We start from the raw sequence: 18,067 nt of genomic DNA, 5'->3' as shown, positions 1-18,067 counted from the left end.
CGGGATGTGGCCCTGATCTGGTTCTTAGACGTTGCGGTCCTGCGCGTTGGCTTTCCCAGGTTCGTCCTGGTTCGTGTCGGCGTTCAGGGCCGCATTGCGTTTCATGGTACGACGAGCCTGGAAGATCGCCACCACAATCAGCGCCAGCGTAATCCACAGCAGATAGCGGTTGACGACCTCAACCACGGCCAGCACCTGATCTCCGAAGGTGTAGCCCAACCAGATAAACAGCCCATTGATTGCTAGCACACTGACCGCGTTAAGTACGATCATCAATCCAGCTGAGACCCGCAATAACCCCAGCAACGCGTTGATGATATTGCTCGGCACTGGTCCGGGGGTATAGCACAGGGGCACCAGTGCGCCGGTGATCCCTTTGGCCTTCGTGGACGTCATCGCCCGGTGGGCCATTTTCTTCAGCCAGGGCGTGTACTTCACCGACATGTCGATGAAATCCATGCCCCACCGTTTACCCATCCAGTAGTAGAAGGGGACAAACTTTAGTGCCCCGACCAGAGTGAATAACCAGTACATCCACCAGGGCCCTTCACCGACTGAGGCGTGGGCGCCACCAATCACCGACGAGGTGTAGCCACCCACCAATAACGTGTAGGCCACCGGCTCGGTCAACAGCCAGGCACGGAACGGGATGAGAGCAATGCCCCACACGGCCATGGCGAACAGCATGATCAGCAGGAAGATATCCACTTTGGTGGGGTGGGCCAAGAACTCGGGGAGGTTGAGATCTTCTTCGGCGGTCTTTTGTTGCGGGTGCGGATCGCGCCGATATTCTGCCCCCGGCTCGGTTTCGCCCGGTTGCCAGGCGTCGGAGTGCGGATCGGGATACGAAGTGGTCATGATCAGAGATAGCGTCCTGCCAGTCGAGTCAACGATGCCTGGATACCCTGGGCGTTGAATGCCACGGTATTCGAGAAGTAGTAGGCCATCGCCACCAAGAACGGCACCGAGGAATAGTCGAAGGATTCGGTGACCGTGGTGTAGCCCGGGTGGTGCGCATCGGTGGCAAATTCCCAGCGCCAGGTGTGGCCACCGGGGTGTTTCCATTCCACAATCTCTCCCGGGATTGCGGCCACCGTGGTCAACTTCATGGTGTAGTCGATGCCGAACTTGTGCATGGCGACTTTAAACGTATCGCCGATCGTCAGCCGGTGCGGTCCGGAGACTTTGGGCTTGACCGTGTCAGAGCCGTCGATCTCGTGGTGGCGGTGGGGGTCGGCCAGAATCTCCCAGAGTTCCTCCGGGCTGGCCTTGACGTTGACGCGGTAGGAGATGACCTTCGGGCCAGCGTCGACCGCCGTTGGCCATCCAGCCTGGGGTGCGGTTTGTGGCAGCCCGGTGTCGGGGTTGATCGGACGGGATGAGGAATCGTTCATCACAGGGCACCTTTCGGATGATGGTTGCGTGTCATACTGTACGCGAAAATGCCGATCCGGTGCCGTATCCACAGCCAGATCTCGGGCCCGATCCGCAGTAATATTGACCCGGATTTTCGCAGGTGGGGCTTGCGGGTCTACCATGTATTGAACGCTGTTCAGTGAACGGTGTTTTAAACCCTCAGGTGTCCCGCCTGCGGATGACCCCTCATCGACCGTTGGAAGAATTCACATCATGGCTGAAACCACCACCCCTGACGATGCGCGCACACCTCAACACGAGGCGAGAACCTCTCGATTTCGAGGCGGTGTCTCGGCCCGCGCGCTGGCACAAATAGCGGTGTTTGCCGCGCTCATCGGAGCCTTCGGGCTCGTTGGCAGCATCAATATTGCCGGCGGTGTGCCCATTACGCTACAAACCTTGGGGGTGATGCTGGCCGGTTCCGTGCTGGGACCCTGGCGCGGACTCGGTGCGGTGGCGCTGCTGGAACTGGCCGTAACACTGGGACTGCCCCTGCTGGCTGGTGGTCGTGGTGGTATCGGCGTGTTCGCCACCCCGACGGTGGGTTACTTGATCGGCTGGTTGGCCGGTGTTGTCGTCATCGGCCTGATCGTCCACGGCGCGAGCTCATGGCGTACCGGGTTGCGCATTACCTGGTGGAAAGTGGCACTGGGCAGCATCGTCGGCGGTATTTTGGTGATTTATGCTTTTGGTATCCCGGGGCAGGCGCTGATGACCGGGCTGAGCATGCTGGAGACCGCCTATACCTCACTGGTCTTCTTGCCCGGTGACCTCACCAAGGTGGTGCTGACCGTGCTGATCACCATGGGGCTGTGGCGCGCCTACCCGAAGGCCTTCCGCGCCTGAGGCCGAGGAGGGAATAACCACCTTGAGCATCTGGGCAAAATCACTGCGCACCTGGTTCCGCTCCGGCACCGTGTCCGCGGTGGTCAGGCCCAGTTGTTCGGCCTGCAATCGCTGTTGGGAGACCACGGCCGCACCTAAGATCAGTGACACCAGCGTGTCGGTCAGCAACTCCGGGTCTGGTTCCTGGTCCATTTCTCTGGCCTGGCGTAAGCTACGCCGAAGCCGATTGCCTCCGGTTCCCAGTGCAATCACCGAGCTGACGAGTTCTGCGGCATCGCGGGTGGCGAGCAATCCCTGGTACAGCGTCAGGGCGCGGTGGCTCAATGAATCGGTGTTACGAATCTTCATGCCAGCCAAAATCTCATCGGCCATCAGTGCCAGCAACGACTGTTTATCTTTGACATGCCAGTACAATGCCGAGGGCCGCACCCCCAGTGTGGTGGCCACCCGGCGCATCGAGACATCGGCTAGCCCGTGGGTGCGCAGGATCTCCAGTCCGCACCGGATGAGATCATCCACCACGATAGGGGCCGATGTTTTCCGAGAGACCATGGGAATATCATAACGATGACGATTGCCTTCGATCAGTTGTGCGTCAGGGTTGATGCACCCGGTGAATCCTCCGGCCAAGCACAACTTCTGACCGATATCACCGCCGAACTCGACGCACCTCGAATCGCCATTATTGGCGAGAACGGTTCGGGTAAATCCACCCTGGCCCGCGTGCTGGCCGGTCTGCTGGGATATACCTCCGGTGCCGCCACGGTGAATGGACACCTGGTCTCCCAGGGGCCTGGGAAAGCGAAAATGGCTCCGGGGTTGCGTGGCAGGATCGGGATGATCTTCCCGCAGGCAGCCGCTCAGGTGGTCATGCCCACGGTGGAAGAAGACATCGCGCTCTCATTGCGTGGCTCCGGGCTGTCCAAAGACGAGATGGCCGCCCGCGTGCAGGCGGCCATGGAAGCGCATCACCTCACCGAGCTGGCCGATCGGCCGTGCCTGTCCCTGTCGTCGGGACAACTGCAACGCTTGGCGCTGTGCTCGGTACTGATTACCGAGCCACAGCTGGTGATCGCCGATGAGCCGACCTCGATGCTGGACACCCGCCACGCCTTGTTAGTCCGACGCAGACTATTGCACCTGCCGAGAGAAACCCAGCTGGTGTTGGTCACCCACGACCTGGACTTTGCCACCGCCTGCGACGACTGCTTGTGGATCCACCAGGGACGTCTGCGCGAACACGGTCACCCCCGTACCGTGGTGGAAAACTACCTGGACTTTATTCATTCCGAGATCGACCAGGAACGACTATGATTTCGCTCTATATCCCAGGAAACTCGCTGGTACACCGAGCCCCGGCCGGGCTGAAACTGCTCGTGCTGGCCCTGACTGCTCTGGTGTTGTTTCTGATTCCACCCTCCTATCCGGCGGCCGTAGTTTTCGTGCTCCTGCCGATTCTGGGGTATCTGGTGGCCCAACTTCCGTTGCGATTGCTGGTGACCGACCTGTTGCGACTCTCTTTTCTGCTGGTCTTTCTGGTGGTCACCCAGCTGATCTTTCTGGACCCCGTCCACGCTGCCACCAATACCGCACGACTCATCTCGATCATCCTGCTCGCCCAGGTGCTGACCCGCACCACCGAGATTTCGGGCATTGTGGCCACGACCGAAAAACTCTTCGGGCCCCTGCGCCGGTTCGGGGCGAATCCGGAGAAGATCGGGTTGGCGCTGGGGCTGATGCTCAACTCGGTGGGAACCCTCTCGGCGGTCATAAACCAGGTCAGAGAAGCCCAACGCGCCCGGGGTGTGCGCATCGCGCCGTGGTCGTGGGCGGTACCCGTTTTGGTCCTGAGCTTGAAACACGCCGATGATCTTGGGGATGCGCTCACCGCCCGTGGCCTGGACTAGCCCGTCTGGTCAACGAGGTCCTGGAATCCACCCCCGCTGATGTGTTGTGATGAGAAAAGCAGTACCCCCGGTAGAGAAAGGATGGCTCGGCGATGACGCAACAACGTGTCACGATCCCCCAGACAGACTTGGACGTTTTTCCACTGAACCTGGGGACTAATACGTTCGGCTGGACCGCAGATGAACCCACCGCCCACCGGATCTTGGACGCCTACTGTGATGCCGGGGGTAACTTTTTAGACACCGCCGACACCTACCCCCATTGGGCGCCGAATGCTGTGGGAGGTGAATCCGAGGCCGTGATTGGATCCTGGCTGGCTCGCCAGCCTCGTGACCGCGTGGTGGTGGCCACCAAAGTCCGCGATTTTCCGCAGGCACCACAGACCTTGGATTATCTTCAGTCGCAGGTGAAGGAGTCCCTACGCCGTCTCCAGACTGACTACATCGATCTGTACTACGGGCACTTCGACAACACTGAGGTGCCGATTGCCGATCAAGCTCAGGCCTTTGACGAGCTCGTCACCGCCGGGCACATTCGCTATATCGGTCTGTCGAATTATTCGCCCGATCGGATGCGGGAGTGGTTCCGTGTGGCCCGAAAGGAGAATTTGGCGTTGCCGGTGGCGATCCAACCGCACTACAACCTGGTTCGTCGTGCCGACTATGAAAACACCTACCGGGCCGTGGCCGAAGAGAATAATCTCGCGGTGTTCCCCTACTTCGGTTTGGCAGCAGGGTTCTTGACCGGGAAGTATCACACCGAGGCTGACTTAGAGACCGAACGAAAGAACCACGTCTCCGAGTACTTCAACGCTGACGGTCTGCGTGTGGTGGACCAGCTCGTCGAGGTTGCGCAGCACCACCAGGTCCAACCGGCTTCCGTAGCGCTGGCGTGGCTGTTGGCCCGTGGAGTCACGGCCCCGATTGCCTCAGCCCGCACGGCCGAACAACTCCCGGCCTTGCTGGAAGCCACCACGCTACAACTCAGCGACGAAGAAGTCCGGTTGCTGACTGAGGCCTCCGAGATCTTCGCCTGATCACCGTCACTGACGCTGAGCGACGAAGTCCTCAGCTTTCTTGATGTACCACTCCAGGGTGTCGGCATCGCTGGCGGTGGCCTTATTGACGGTATCGGGTGAAGCACCTTGGAAGAGTCGTTTCACCGGAACCTCCAAGAGCTTGCCGGTCTTGGTGGTGGGTACTGCCGGGGCTTCGATGATCTCGTCCGGGACATAGCGCGGAGAAATCCGGGTGCGAATGGCCGTGACGATATCCTGTTTGAGCTCCTCGGTCACAGAGGTGCCCGGGATGGGCACCACAAATAGTGGCATATAGTAGTCGCCACCGGACAGCTCGGCACCGATCACCATGGATGCTGCGACGCCGTCAACCCCGTCGACCACCTGGGTGATGTCAGCCGAGCCCATCCGGATGCCACCACGGTTGATGGTGGAGTCAGACCGGCCGTGAATGATGAAGCCGTTGCCAGCAGTCTCGCCGGTTGCGCTGAGTGTTTCGCCCCCGGAGAGTTCGGTGGCCCAGTCCCCGTGACGCCACAGGCCATCGAAGACGTCGAAATAGGCGGAGTGATAGCGTTGGCCATCCGGGTCGTTCCAGAAGTAGATGGGCATGGACGGCATGGGCTGGGCGACGACGAGTTCGCCGACCTCGTCAAAGACGCGCTGGCCTTCGGGATTGACGACGCGGGCATCAACCCCCAGATAGGCACCCATCAACACAGCGCGACGTACCGGCCGATACGGGTTAGTGCCGACAAAGGCCGAGCACATATCGGTGCCACCTGAGTCCGAACCCAGTCGCAGGTCGGGATTAATCGCCTGATACACCCATTCCCAGGTGGTGTCGGGCAACGGGGAGCCGGTGACCATCATGGTCTTGATGCTGGAGAGATCCATCTGACGGTTGGGGAAGATCCCGGCACGTTCGGCCAGTGAGAGCAGGGCGGCGCCGGTGCCGAAGAACGTGACGCGGTGTTTGGCCAGGATCTCGAAGGTTTTGGCGGGTCCGCCGGCAGTGGGGGAGCCGTCGTAGGTGATGATGGTTGCCCCGGACATCAGCATCGCTAGCAACAGGTTCCACACCATCCAGGTGGTGGCCACCGCGTAATAGCTGCGATCATCGGGCCCCAACCCGGCGTGGATGCCACCGAGCTTGTAGAACTCGATGGTCATTCCGCCGTGCGAGTGAACGATGCCTTTGGGCTTGCCGGTGGTGCCGGACGAATAGAGCACCCACAGCGGGTGGCCAAAGGGTACTTGCTCGTATACCGCCTCGTGGGTTTCCGCAATGACCTGGGAGTACCGGGTGGAGGTGATTGAGCCCAGATCGGGTAACTCGTCGCCCAGCTCCACCCCGGCAGTGGTGAGGTGCTCATCGGCGCAGTAGCGGTCAATCAGCAGGTGATGTTCCACGGTAGGAAGCACCTCGAGCAGGGCGGGAATGGTCGGGCGCAGATCGCGGTAGGTGCCGTTGAACTCGAACCCTTCGGCAGTGATCAGCACCTTCGGCTCAATCTGCGCGAAACGGTCGGCCACACCGTGGGCGGAGAAGTCCGTATTGACCACTGACCAGATGGCACCCACCGAGGCCGTGGCCAGCATGGCCACCATGGTCTGTGGCAGATTCGGCAGTACCGCCGAGACCGCGTCCCCGGGTTGTACCCCGACTGCCCGCAGATAGTGGGCGAGTGCAGCAACCTGGTCGTGGAATTGTCGCCAGGTGAGTGTTTCGGTGCCACTGAGCTCGTGTTCACCGATGATGGCTTCAGCCTCGGGTTGCGTGGCAACATGGCGGAGCATGTTTTCGGCGAAGTTCAGACGAGCATCCGGGAACCAGCGAGTGTGCTGCATCTCCTCGCCCTCGTAAACCGTCTCGGAGCCGGTCGAGGCGATCACATCGGAAAACTCCCAGACTTCGCGCCAGAAGTCAGCCAGGTGATCCACCGACCACCGGTGCAAGTCCGCGTAGTTTGCCAGAGTCACCCCATATTTGTCTTCGATTCGCCGAGCAAAACGGGTCATCGGATGATGGGCGGTGTGTGCAGCGGTAGGCTCCCATAACACCGGGTGTGTGGTCTCAGCTGTTGATGACATAGCCTGGGGTTCCTTCCGATGCCGACGAAGTGTTCGCCCCTTAGATTACCGCCTGTGAGGCAAAACACAACACACCTCCGGTGAGGCGTACGCGAGTTGTGGGGTGGCGGGGTCGTCCTCGTGCTGTTCGTGGAGCACACCGTCCTGTAGCACCACGGTGCGGTCCATTACCGCAAGCATCGACCGGTCGTGGGTAATAATCACCGAGGCGAGATTCAACTCGTGGGTCAGCTCCGACAACAACGTCATGATCCGGGTGGACAGCTCGTGGTCTAGGGCCGAGGTGGGCTCATCGGCCAGGAGCACGTCGGGCTCACCCATCAGTGCCCGGGCGATATTGACACGCTGTTTCTGACCGCCGGAGAGCTGGGAGGTGTTGCGGGACCCGTAGCCGGGCAGACCAACCCGTTCCAATAGCTGTTCGGCCCGAGACCGACGGGCGCGCAGGGCCCGACCGCGCACACCGCGCAGGTGCTCGGTGATCAGTAACTGATCCATCACGGTCAGCGAGCTCAATAAATTCGGTTGCTGGAAAATGAAACCAATGTGATTCAGCCGTACCCGGGCCCGTTCCGACGCCGAGGCGGAGGAGATGTCATCGCCGGCGATGATCACCTCGCCGCTGGTGGGGGCGATCAAGCCGGCGGCGATGGACAGTAACGTGGACTTACCAGATCCGGATTCTCCCAGCAGTCCGGTGACGTCACCGGGGTGGGCGGTGAGGTCGACGTGGTCCAGGGCGGTGATGTCGGAGTCTCCGTCGGGGAAGATCTGGGTGATCTGGTTCAGTTGCAGAGTTGGTGTCGTCAGTGTCGATGCAGTCATGATGTCTCCTGTGTGCAGAGAGGGCAGAAGCCTGGTTGGGGTCGGTGGCTGGTGGCTAGGCTGCGGTGCCTAGGGCTTCGAGTGGGTTGACGGTGGCGACCTTGCGGGTGGCGATCAGTCCGCCGATCATGCCCAGCGCCCAGATACCGACCATCGGGCCGAACAGGGTCAGCCAGGTGAGTTCGAACGGTAGGACACCGGCTGCTAGTGCGCCGAGTCCGCTACCGGCCAGGGTGCCGATGATGACGCCGACGGCCAAAATGATGCCGGCTTGACCCAGGGCATCTTTGAACAGATAGGTCCCGGAGGCTCCCAGGGCGCGAAGCACCGACAGCTCGCGGGTGCGTTGCAAGGTCCAGACGGTCAGAAAGGAGACGATGACCAGAGCAGAAATCACGTAGAGGAAGCCCTGCATGCTCACCAGCGAACCCTGTTCGGATTGGTGGGCTGGCAGTGCAGAGAAAGATTCCTGGGGGGTCACTGCCAGGGTGTCGGTGTTTTCGGCGGTGGTGGACCACGAGCCATCGGCCTCGTCGGGCTCGGTGCCCTGGACCAACAGCACGGTGCCCACAACGGTCTCGGCATCGGCTTGCTGGTGGGTGGCGGCCGCCCAGGTGTCGGTGTCGGTCCAGACCACCGGGGAGTGTGAGTAGTACTCATCCTCGCTCATACCGGCGACCTCGACCTGTTCAGAGCCGACCGTGATGGTCTCGCCGACGCGCAACTCATGGTCATCCGCCACCGACTGGGACACCAGAGCGGTGCCGGGCCGAACGGTTTCCCCTGAGGGGATCGCGGTTCCCTCCGGCAGAGACAGCAGAGCGATCGAGGAGGTGAAGTCGGTCTCCATCGTGGTTTGGCTAGCACCCAGACCGGCGACGTGATCTACACCGTTGGCCTCGGCCCAGTCCTCGGCCTGGCTGGCGGTGATCTGGGAATTGGCGAAGCTGGGGTCGGCGGTAGAGCCGTCTGGGTTTTGTTCTGCGGAGAACACCACCCGGTCGGCGTCCAGGGCCTGTAACGCGGAGGTGTTCTGGGCGCCGAGTCCGGCGGTGAGCCCGGTCAGCATAATCAGCAACAGGGTCATCATCGCGATCACTGCGGTGATCAGGCTGAACCTGCCTTTGGCATGGAATATTTCACGAACAGCAAGAAACATGGGGTTCCTTTCGTTGACTCACCAGCTATGCCTTCTAGTCTTCGCGTGAGGAAGAGCAGACACATCGGCTAACCGGTTGGAACCTGGCTCAACCTTTTGGTTGATGCACTCGGTGAGAAACCCGACTACGCTGACAATACGTGACCGTTGCGACACCCGAGCCCGTAGCGCATCTGACCACCGGCCATCCGGCTCCGGTGGAGTCGGTGATGCGCTGGTTGCGGGTGGTGTTGCACGTGATGTTTGCGTTTCTGCTGGTCTTCGCCACGATCCGAGCCGTGCTCTGCGAAACGCTGAGCTCTGGGATGCAGATCACGGTCGTCGTCTTGGCTGTGATGGTTGCTGCCATCTATGTGGCCGGCACCGTCTGGGAACGCCGAGTCGGGCTCGCTGCGTCCAGGCTGGCTTCCCGTTATGCGCCCGTGTGGCTCGTGGCGGTCATCGGTGGCTGGACGATGCTGTGTTTGATCTCGGCCGAATTCATCTGGGTGATGTTTCCCTTGGTCTTCGTCAGCATTCACGTGCTGACACCCATCAGTCGACTGCTTGCTCTCGGATGCCTGCTGGTGCTGTTAACGGTCACCATTGGAGCCGAGTACCTGGCCTCCGGGGCTGTGCAGGTCGCCGGGGTGATCGGACCGGTACTCGGCACGGTGGTGGCGGTGGTGGCCTACCGGGTCTATCACGTGCTGCACGATCAGGCGGTGGGATACCGCAAGCTGGTCGAGGACCTGATCGTGACTCGACACGAGCTGGCCACCAGCGAACGTCAAGCCGGACAGTTGCAGGAACGTCAACGGGTCTCCCAAGAAATCCACGACACCCTCGCCCAAGGATTCTCCTCACTCGTGCTCCTCTCCCGGGCCGCCCAACATGCCGTAGCCGACCAGGACACCGCACGGTTGCACGATCAGCTCCACCTGATGCACGACAGTGCCGAAAAGAACCTTGCCACCGCCCGCAAACTGGTACAGACCATGGCGGATCCGGCCACGGCCACCGAGGCGCTCGACGACAACCACCAGGCGCCCACCGGGTCACAGCTGATGCGACAACTAGGGGCGATGGTGCAACGCCACCAAGCCGAAGCGCGCGCCCAACGCCAGCCGGTGGAGCTGCTGCTACGCGGTGAACCGGCGGTGGAGGACCAACAGCTAGTGATCCAGACCGAGCGGTTCACCCCGGTGCTACGCATCGCCGATCAGGCACTGACCAATGCGCTGGCTCACGCCGCGGCCTCCACAGTGGTGATCACCGTGACAGCCACCGCCGGGATGCTCACTCTCGACGTTTTCGACGACGGCACCGGGTTTGACCCCGAGGCCGTGGACACCGAGCACCATTTCGGGCTCTCGGGCATGAAGACCCGGGCCGTTCAGGCCGGAGGAGAGCTCAGTGTGGAGTCAGCCCCGGGCGCCGGGACCGTGATCGGACTGCGCATACCGCTGGGAGGCGAGGATGATTAAGCTGATGCTGATCGATGACCACCCGGTGGTCCGTGCTGGGCTCAGGGCCATTCTGGAAAGCTTTGCAGACATCAGTGTGGTCGCCGAAGGCGCAGATGGCACCGCGGCGTTGGCAGACCACCGACCGGATGGGGTCGACGTGGTGGTTATGGACTTACAGATGCGCGGGATGGGCGGACTCGAGGCCACCCGGGCATTAGCCGAAGAGGCCCAGCAGACAGGGTCAGCGCCACCGGTGCTGATTCTGACCACCTATGATTCTCAGGCCGATATTCTGGCGGCAGTCTCCGCCGGAGCGGTGGGGTATTTGCTCAAAGACGCTGCTGAGGACCGATTACACGAGGCAGTACAAGCTGCCGCCCGGGGTGATCATGCTTTTTCCTCCAGAGTCTCCCAGGTGCTGATTTCCCGGGCCCAACAACCGGCCGATACACAACTCTCGGCCCGGGAGCTACAGATTTTGCAGGCCTTGACAACCGGGGAAAGCAACCGCGATATTGCCCGTAGCCTGTTTATTTCCCAAGCAACAGTGAAGACCCACCTGGTGCATATTTATCAAAAACTCGGGGTCGATAATCGCACCCAGGCGATTGCGGTAGCCCGGGAGCAACGACTCGTCTAGCTCACGCGCACCACAATATTGCCGATGGCATGCCCGGATTCGACGGTGGCGACCGCCTCGGCGACCCGATCCCAGTCGAGGATCTCTGAGACCACCGGCAAGGTCGGGTGCTGGGTCAGCTGGGTGGCGATGCGGGAAAAGATCTCGCGACGGCGGTGTCGGGTCACTCCACTGCCACCCAGGGTGGTGGCCAATGCTGGGTCGGCCACCGAGCGAATGCGCGGTGGGCAGTGGTCTCCGGCCAGCAAGGTAGCCGCTGCGGTGAGGGTTTGGCCCCCGACGGTGTCAAACACTGCAGCGATGGTGGGGGATTTTTGATCAGAGACAGCCTCAAGGGCCCCCGTTGGCACGTGGCTGGCGCCCAAGGACTCGACCAGTTCTTTTTTACTCTCCGAGGCCACCCCCACCACCCTGAGGCCGCGCCAGGTGGCTAATCCGGTCACCGCCGAGCCCACACCTCCGCCGGCCCCCAGTACGAGCAGTGTCTCGCCACGACTGAGCCCGGCTTGTTCGAGTTCGGCCAGCCCATCCCAGGCGGTGCCCACAGAGGTCGGAATACAGCAGGCTTGGGCAGCGCTCAATCCCTGAGGTATCGGGGTTGCGGAGGTAGCGGTCAGGAGTGTGTACTCGCCCAGGGTGCCCACTCCGGCAGCGGCCGAGCCGAAGACCCGGGTGCCCACCGGAATCTGAGTCGCGACCTCCGGGGTGAGACCGGGTCCGAGGCTGACCACGGTCCCGGCGGCTTCCCGCCCCATGGCCATGGGGAATCTGACGGGAAATGACCCGGTGCGGGCCCCGGACCGGACCTTGAGGTCTCCGGGATTCAGTCCCGAGGCCTCAGTGCGGATCAGCACCGTGTTCTCGGTGACCTCCGGGACCTCGACGTCGAGCACGCCGGAGACCTCGGGGCCACCGTAGCGGGTAAATCCATAGATCTGCATGGGTTCACCCTAGCTGGCACCCCGGACCACTAGCGGGCGAAACGAGTCAGCCGCAGTGAATTGGCCACCACCAGCACCGAGCTCAGTGCCATCGCGGCCCCGGCAATCATCGGGGACAGTAGCCCGAAGGCTGCCACCGGGAGGGCGAGCACGTTATAGGCGAATGCCCAGAACAGATTGGACTTAATCACCCGGAGCGTTTTCCGAGACAGCTGGATCGCCTGGGTGATCTGCCCCAGCGAGGATCCCATCACGGTGATCTGTGCGGCCTGACGGGCCACATCGGTGCCTGAGGCCATCGCGATGCCCAAATCGGCTTGGGCCAGGGCCGGGGCATCGTTAACGCCATCACCCACCATCGCCACGGTCTCGCCAGCTTCTTGGAGTTCGCGGATCTTGGCAACCTTGTCCTCGGGGTGAACTCCGGCGACGACGTGGTCGGTGTTGATGCCCACCTGACTGGCGACCCAGGTGGCCACCGAGCGGTTATCCCCGGTCAGCAACATGGGGGTCAGGTCCATCTCCGTTAGGTCTGCGATCGCCACATCGGCGGAGTCCTTGATCTGATCGCGGACGGCAATGATCCCGGCCGGGGCCTCATCGATGACGACCCAGATCGCGGTGGCTGCGGTTTCCTCCAGAGCATGGAAGGCGCGTTCGGCCTCCGGGGAGAGGCTGATCCCAGCCTGGTCGGTGACAAAACTGGTGCGACCCAGCACCATGCGATGATCTTCTACGGTGGCGAAGATGCCGCCACCAGCGGTGGCGGAGAACTCGGTGGCCTTCGGTAGGTGGCCGAGTTGCTGGCCGGCGTCGACGATGGCGTGGGCGATGGGGTGTTCGGAGCCGGCCTCCGCGGCGGCGGCCAACCGGAGAATCTCCTCGGAAGAGAAACGCTCATCCAAGCTGGTGGCCTCAGACACCGACATCGAACCTCGGGTGATGGTGCCGGTCTTGTCGAAGACCACCGAGGTGATCTGGCGAGTGTCTTCTAAGACTTCCGGGCCGCGGATCAATATGCCCAGCTGGGAGGCACGGCCGGTGCCGGCCAACAGCGCCACCGGGGTGGCCAGACCCAAGGCGCACGGGCACGCGATAATGAGTACCGTGACCGCGGCGTGGAAGGCCTGCTGCCCGGTGCCGAAGACCAGCCACAAGATCAAAGTGAGTGCGGCGATGACCAGTACGATCGGGACGAAGACCGCCGAGATGCGGTCGGCGATCCGGGCAATGGGGGCCTTCTGTGACTGGGCGTCGGAGACTAGTTGCCCCATGTGTGACAGGGTGGTGTCCTCGCCGGTGCGGGTCACCCGAACGAGAAGACGACCCGAAGAGTTGATGGTCGCCCCGGTGACCGTATCATCGGGGCCGACTTCAACCGGGACGGATTCTCCGGTGATCAACGATGTATCAACGGCGGAATGACCGGAGACCACGTAGCCGTCGGTGGCGATTTTATCCCCGGGCCGGACCACAAACTCGTCCCCGATCTGCAGTTGGCTGGCCGGAATCTCGACCTCGGTGCCCTCACGGACCACCACCGCGGTTTCGGGCGCTAACGTCAGCAACTCTCGCAGCGCGTCCCCGGCGCGGTGCTTGGCGCGATCTTCTAGCCAGCGGCCAAGCAGCAAGAAGGTCGTGACCACTCCGGCGGTCTCAAAATACAGCTGATGGTCGTGGTGGCCGGGGACCGCGGTCATCATCGGGTCCATCACCAGCCCGATGGTGGAATAGGTCCAGGCCGCCAACACGCCCAGCGACACCAGCGTGTCCATCGTCGACGCGCCGTGCCGGGCCGCTGCGAACGCTGCAGAGTGAAAAGGCCAGGCGGTATAAAACACCACCGGAGTGGACAGCACCAGCGCCACCCAGCCCCAGTGGGGAAACTGGGCGAACGAAAACATCGAGATGATAAACAACGGCACGGTCAGGATCGCCGCCACGATGAAGCGGGGTTTCAGCGTGCTGGCCGATGGGCCGTGGTTCATATGGTCTTCACCGGAGTGTTGATCCTGCCCGTCGTGGTGGTCGTGCTCAGCGTGGTGTTCATGCCCACTGTGGTGGTGTGGGCTGTGGTGCACTTCGGCGTCATAGCCGGCCGAGGCCACCGCGTCAATCAGTTGCTGGTCGGTGACCTGTTCGGGGGCCTGCACGCGAGCGTTATTCAGCGGCAGGTTGACGGTGGCCGAGACCCCGGGGAGTTTGGTGAGTTTCCGTTCCACCCGGGAGACACAGGATGCGCAGGACATCCCGGAAATATCGAGGGTGACGGACCGGTCATCGCCGGTGTGGGGCGTGTCCGCGGAGCCGTGGTGGGTCGAGTCGTTGGACGGGGTGGTCATCTCAGTGTCCTTCGTAGTGTGTGTCAACTCAGTGTGCGTCAACGAGGGTGTAGCCGGCTTCGTCGATGGCCTCGGCGTACTGGTGATGAGTCGGCGCTTGGGTGTCAGTGGCTACAGTCACCGTAGCGATCGAGGTGGCTTCGGGGTGCAAGTCCACCGCAACCTGCTCCACGCCGGGTAGTTGGGTGAGTTCACGGGTGACTGCCTGCACGCAATGCTCGCAGGTCATTCCCGAAATATCCAGGGTGGTGGTGGAAGTCATGGCGGGTAATCCTTCCTGTCAGTGGACTGTGTTTAGCTTCGAGTCAGCCGGGCGATTGCTGCGGTGGCTTCGGCGACCTTCTCCTGTAACTGCTGCTCATCTCCGGACGCGGCGGCTGCTGCCACACAGTGGCCCAGATGGTCTTCAAGAAGTTTCACACTCACCGCATGCAGAGCCTTGGTGACAGCAGAAATCTGGGTCAGCACATCAATGCAGTACTCGTTATCGGCCACCATGCGCTCAATGCCACGCACCTGCCCTTCGATCCGACGCAACCTGGTCTGATAACTCTGCCGATGATCGGTATAGCCATACTGATGCCGGTGCTGTGCTGTGTCCGGAACTGGTGGTGGTGTCGTGGTGCTCATCGCAAGTCTCTCCTGATGCTGGGTCGTTCACTACCCATAACTATACCCCGAGGGGGTATATTCCCGGGAGGGCCTAAACCTCTCTGGGCAATCGAATGGTGTCGGTGACGGGCCAGCTGTCGACGCAGGCCCGGGCGGTGAATCTATGATGGAGTAATGACCACCGCCCCCGCAGCGTCCTCCCCACCCCGTTCGGGCTCATTTCGCATTGAATCCTGGGGTATCTGGGTAGCGATCATCGCCGGGGCGCTGGGAGCCATGGTGGGCTGGTGGTTCTTTTCCGACCAGCTCACGCCCCTGTCCGGTTTCGCGTCCGTGGGAACCGTCACCGGTATCTCTGCCGGGATCACCGCAGCGCTGGCCACGCTGATTGGCCTGTTACTCGCCTCTGCCCCCCGCCGTGGTGCGCTGGCGTGGATGCGATCCCGGGCCTGGTTCTGGCTGGTGTTGGACTGGGTTGGGCTGATCATTCTGCACGGGGCGATTGTGATGTTGGCCAGTCTGGCGCTGTTCCGGTTATTCCAGCAATCCTTCGTGGGACTCGAAATTGACGCGATTGCCGCCACCGCCATGATCGGGATCGTGGTCGCAACTGCCGGGTATTTCGGCCTCAGCTCGGCCGCGCGCGCCTCAACGCGCTCCCTTTCCAGCCTGCTGGCAGTGTTCATGGCCTCCGGCATTATCGCCGCCATGCTCCTGGCCGAAAACCCGTATTGGTGGCACGCCTTCTTCTCCGAACTCGGCACCGGCCAGGCCGGGGTGCTGTCCTTCTGGACCTTCAACACCACCCTGACCGTCTCCGGGCTGGTGCTATTTACGCTGGCCAATTTCATCTCTCAAGACTTGCGCACCTACTCCGACGTGCGTCGGTCCACGGGCAAACGTGGAGGCTCCATTTGGATGCTACGTAGCGGGCTGATGCTCATCGGTGCCTGTCTGGTGGGGATCTCGATGGTCCCCATCAATATCAATGACCCGCTGCACACACTCTTTACCCAAATTCTGGCCGCCGTGTGCCTCCTGTTATTTGCCACCATCCCGATCTGGTTACCCGGCGTGCCGGTGGTGATCTACCTGTTTTCCTACCTGATGATCGGGTTGTCGATCTTTGCGGCGGTGCTGTGGTGGCCACTGGGTTACTACAACCTCACCGGGGTGGAACTGGCCATGGCCGGAATCCTCTTCGCCTGGCTGGTGGTCTTGATCCGCGCGTTGAACGACGCCAACGGCTACGCCTCGGACCAACCGCGTCCGCGGGCCAACACGCCAGCCGGGACCTACCCCGAGGCCACACCGGCTACCACCCCGGCCCCCGCACCCGCTGACGTCTAACCCGGCACCAACACAACCTACAGGAGCACATCAACGATGGACACTGCACACGTTGTCGTTCTGGGCGCCGGCATTCAGGGGCTGATGACCGCGGTCTCGCTCGCCGACGCCGGGCATTCGGTGGTCGTGATCGACCACGACGACTCGCTGGTGGGCCCTGCCGGTCCGCGTGCGGACTTTGCCGGTCTCGGCGCCGTGATCAACCAGGTCACGACCATCGCCCGGCCCGCGCTGGAGGAATTGATCCGGCAGGGTTTGGCCGCCCACTCGCGCGTGCACGACGCAGCACTGATGCGACGGGTTGAGGACCAACAGGGCCCCAGCCCCGAGGAGTTCCAACCCTGGCTACACCTGACCGGGGTCATCGTGCTTGCCGACCGGTCTCATCCCACCGGCCCGGCAGACCAGGTAGCCAGCACCACCCTGAGTCGCGCTGACCTGGCACAGCTGGCCCCCAGCGTGCGACTCAATGCGGGCGGTGCCGAGGCGGGCCACGCTCTGCTCATCGACTCCGAGGGCTACCTGGACGATGACCGACTCATCGCCGAACTGGTCTCCCAACTCACCGAAGCCGGGGTCGCCATCGTCGCCGGACGCCTCGAATCGATGTCATCCACCGATCGGCAGGCCCACCTGCGGCTGCGGTACCGGCTACCCGCTGACCACCCCAGTGAGCCGGGCGGCTGGGGCGAGATCGAGGAAATCACCGCCGATGTGGCAATCCTCGCCTCCGATAATGTTCCGGCGACCGGCCACGAGGTGCTGGCCGTCACCGAGCCCATCGGCGTCGATCTCCACCATGTGGTGCTCACCGCTGGAGCTGCCATCCGCCCCGATACCAGCGGGCGAATCCGGGTACGCATGGCCGATCAGAGCACGCCGGAGGACATTGCCAGCCATCTCGCCGAGGTGTTAGGCGAGCGCCCCGTGGTCGAACACCTGACCACGGTGCCACAGTCTTCGGCCGATCCGGTCGCCGGGTATACCGACCAGCACCGCAGGCTCTACCACCTCAACGGCGGAGCACTCTCGCTGACACTGGCGGCGCTGTTTGCTGAGGTAGCCACCACCGAGGTGGGCGCTCGCGGACCGCACGCACGAGATCATCCCCCGGAACCGACCTACGCCGATCACCTGCTGGCTGAGTTCCGTCCCGAAATGTCATGACATTTCGGGTATTGCCACCACGTTCTCTGCGCAGAGACCCTTCTCAGGAAGCTAGCCCATGAACATCTCAAGCATTGTTCTCATTGGAGCCACGGCTGCCATCATCCTTGGCATTGGCGGCTCTTCGTAATTGAGGGTGTGGATCAGTGATTTCAGGACACGGCGTGGCGCTGCCCGGATAGACGTCGAGGTCTTCCGATGATGGAAGTTCTTACACAGTCCATCCGAAAGACCTCGACGTGTCCAAGCTTACTTTATCATCTCCTGATCTCACGACGTTCTGCCGGCTCGACTCCCTTGA

At 62.1% G+C, this 18,067-nt stretch carries 18 protein-coding genes; 8 read left to right on the top strand and 10 right to left on the bottom strand.

What is annotated here, in order from left to right; genetic code table 11:
- Positions 1–24: 24 nt before the first annotated feature.
- Together DYI20_RS10135 and DYI20_RS10130 are read right to left on the bottom strand one after the other, a co-directional pair.
- Complete coding sequence (locus DYI20_RS10135) at positions 25–858, bottom strand: DedA family protein (RefSeq protein ID WP_199446271.1); 834 nt, start codon at positions 856–858, stop codon at positions 25–27.
- A 2-nt stretch (positions 859–860) separates the two neighbouring features.
- A complete protein-coding gene (locus DYI20_RS10130) occupies positions 861–1,394 on the bottom strand; it encodes an SRPBCC family protein (RefSeq protein ID WP_166769838.1) in 534 nt (177 codons plus the stop codon).
- 235 nt (positions 1,395–1,629) lie between these two features.
- Between DYI20_RS10130 and DYI20_RS10125 the strand changes: the two genes are divergently transcribed.
- Positions 1,630–2,262, top strand: coding sequence for a biotin transporter BioY (locus tag DYI20_RS10125; protein ID WP_110099848.1), 633 nt, complete (start codon positions 1,630–1,632; stop codon positions 2,260–2,262).
- Here the strand turns inward: DYI20_RS10125 and DYI20_RS10120 are convergent.
- A complete protein-coding gene (locus DYI20_RS10120; RefSeq protein ID WP_122549437.1) occupies positions 2,164–2,814 on the bottom strand; it encodes a TetR/AcrR family transcriptional regulator in 651 nt (216 codons plus the stop codon). The two genes, DYI20_RS10125 and DYI20_RS10120, sit on opposite strands and share 99 nt — an antisense overlap.
- A 15-nt stretch (positions 2,815–2,829) precedes the next feature.
- Here DYI20_RS10120 and DYI20_RS10115 point away from each other — a divergent pair, with 15 nt between their 5' ends.
- The 3 genes from DYI20_RS10115 (at position 2,830) to DYI20_RS10105 (ending at position 5,206) form a co-directional block, all read left to right on the top strand.
- Entirely contained in the window at positions 2,830–3,576 is a 747-nt protein-coding gene (locus DYI20_RS10115) for an energy-coupling factor ABC transporter ATP-binding protein (RefSeq protein ID WP_122549436.1), read from the top strand.
- Positions 3,573–4,169, top strand: coding sequence for an energy-coupling factor transporter transmembrane component T family protein (locus tag DYI20_RS10110; protein ID WP_122549435.1), 597 nt, complete (start codon positions 3,573–3,575; stop codon positions 4,167–4,169). The genes DYI20_RS10115 and DYI20_RS10110 overlap by 4 nt, the downstream gene beginning before the upstream one ends.
- Positions 4,170–4,261: 92 nt before the next feature.
- Positions 4,262–5,206: an aldo/keto reductase gene (locus tag DYI20_RS10105; RefSeq protein ID WP_122549434.1), complete on the top strand. Its 945-nt coding sequence runs from the start codon at positions 4,262–4,264 to the stop codon at positions 5,204–5,206.
- Between the two features lie 6 nt (positions 5,207–5,212).
- On the opposite strand, the gene DYI20_RS10100 is transcribed toward DYI20_RS10105, so the two are convergent.
- Genes DYI20_RS10100 through DYI20_RS10090 form a run of 3 tightly spaced genes read right to left on the bottom strand, consistent with a single transcriptional unit; the run spans position 5,213 to position 9,266 of the window.
- Positions 5,213–7,282: an acetoacetate--CoA ligase gene (locus DYI20_RS10100; RefSeq protein ID WP_122549433.1), complete on the bottom strand. Its 2,070-nt coding sequence runs from the start codon at positions 7,280–7,282 to the stop codon at positions 5,213–5,215.
- Positions 7,283–7,327: 45 nt separating this feature from the next.
- Positions 7,328–8,107, bottom strand: a complete 780-nt coding sequence (locus DYI20_RS10095) for an ABC transporter ATP-binding protein (RefSeq protein WP_110110757.1) — start codon at positions 8,105–8,107, stop codon at positions 7,328–7,330.
- Positions 8,108–8,162: 55 nt separating this feature from the next.
- On the bottom strand, positions 8,163–9,266 hold the full coding sequence (locus DYI20_RS10090; protein WP_110101536.1) for an ABC transporter permease: 1,104 nt from the start codon (positions 9,264–9,266) through the stop codon (positions 8,163–8,165).
- Between the two features lie 140 nt (positions 9,267–9,406).
- Here DYI20_RS10090 and DYI20_RS10085 point away from each other — a divergent pair, with 140 nt between their 5' ends.
- On the top strand, positions 9,407–10,732 hold the full coding sequence (locus DYI20_RS10085) for a sensor histidine kinase (RefSeq protein ID WP_110101537.1): 1,326 nt from the start codon (positions 9,407–9,409) through the stop codon (positions 10,730–10,732).
- On the top strand, positions 10,725–11,354 hold the full coding sequence (locus tag DYI20_RS10080; RefSeq protein ID WP_110101538.1) for a response regulator: 630 nt from the start codon (positions 10,725–10,727) through the stop codon (positions 11,352–11,354). Before DYI20_RS10085 ends, DYI20_RS10080 begins: the two co-directional genes overlap by 8 nt.
- Here DYI20_RS10080 and DYI20_RS10075 read toward each other — a convergent pair.
- From DYI20_RS10075 to DYI20_RS10060, 4 genes are read right to left on the bottom strand one after another with little or no spacing between them, the layout of a single operon-like run.
- The gene (locus DYI20_RS10075) at positions 11,351–12,295 is read right to left on the bottom strand and encodes an NADP-dependent oxidoreductase (protein ID WP_110110758.1); all 945 of its coding nucleotides are present in this window, start codon (positions 12,293–12,295) and stop codon (positions 11,351–11,353) included. The two genes, DYI20_RS10080 and DYI20_RS10075, sit on opposite strands and share 4 nt — an antisense overlap.
- A 29-nt stretch (positions 12,296–12,324) precedes the next feature.
- Positions 12,325–14,637 carry a heavy metal translocating P-type ATPase gene (locus DYI20_RS10070; protein ID WP_110100085.1) on the bottom strand — a complete coding sequence of 771 codons (2,313 nt, stop codon included), beginning with the start codon at positions 14,635–14,637 and terminating at the stop codon, positions 12,325–12,327.
- Positions 14,638–14,665: 28 nt separating this feature from the next.
- Positions 14,666–14,899: a heavy-metal-associated domain-containing protein gene (locus tag DYI20_RS10065; RefSeq protein ID WP_110100086.1), complete on the bottom strand. Its 234-nt coding sequence runs from the start codon at positions 14,897–14,899 to the stop codon at positions 14,666–14,668.
- A 32-nt stretch (positions 14,900–14,931) separates the two neighbouring features.
- Positions 14,932–15,267 carry a metal-sensitive transcriptional regulator gene (locus DYI20_RS10060; protein WP_110100087.1) on the bottom strand — a complete coding sequence of 112 codons (336 nt, stop codon included), beginning with the start codon at positions 15,265–15,267 and terminating at the stop codon, positions 14,932–14,934.
- Between the two features lie 156 nt (positions 15,268–15,423).
- On the opposite strand from DYI20_RS10060, the gene DYI20_RS10055 reads away from it, so the two are divergent.
- Together DYI20_RS10055 and DYI20_RS10050 are read left to right on the top strand one after the other, a co-directional pair.
- Positions 15,424–16,599 (top strand): hypothetical protein, encoded by a 1,176-nt coding sequence (locus DYI20_RS10055; protein ID WP_110100088.1) that lies wholly within the window; start codon positions 15,424–15,426, stop codon positions 16,597–16,599.
- 36 nt (positions 16,600–16,635) lie between these two features.
- The gene (locus DYI20_RS10050; protein WP_110101541.1) at positions 16,636–17,766 is read left to right on the top strand and encodes an NAD(P)/FAD-dependent oxidoreductase; all 1,131 of its coding nucleotides are present in this window, start codon (positions 16,636–16,638) and stop codon (positions 17,764–17,766) included.
- Positions 17,767–18,067 lie beyond the last annotated feature (301 nt).

The sequence above is a fragment of the Auritidibacter ignavus genome (assembly GCF_003703835.1).
Taxonomy (GTDB): Bacteria; Actinomycetota; Actinomycetes; order Actinomycetales; family Micrococcaceae; genus Auritidibacter; species Auritidibacter ignavus.
Note: the sequence above shows the minus strand (reverse complement) of the source record. Positions and strands in the feature narration are given on the sequence as shown.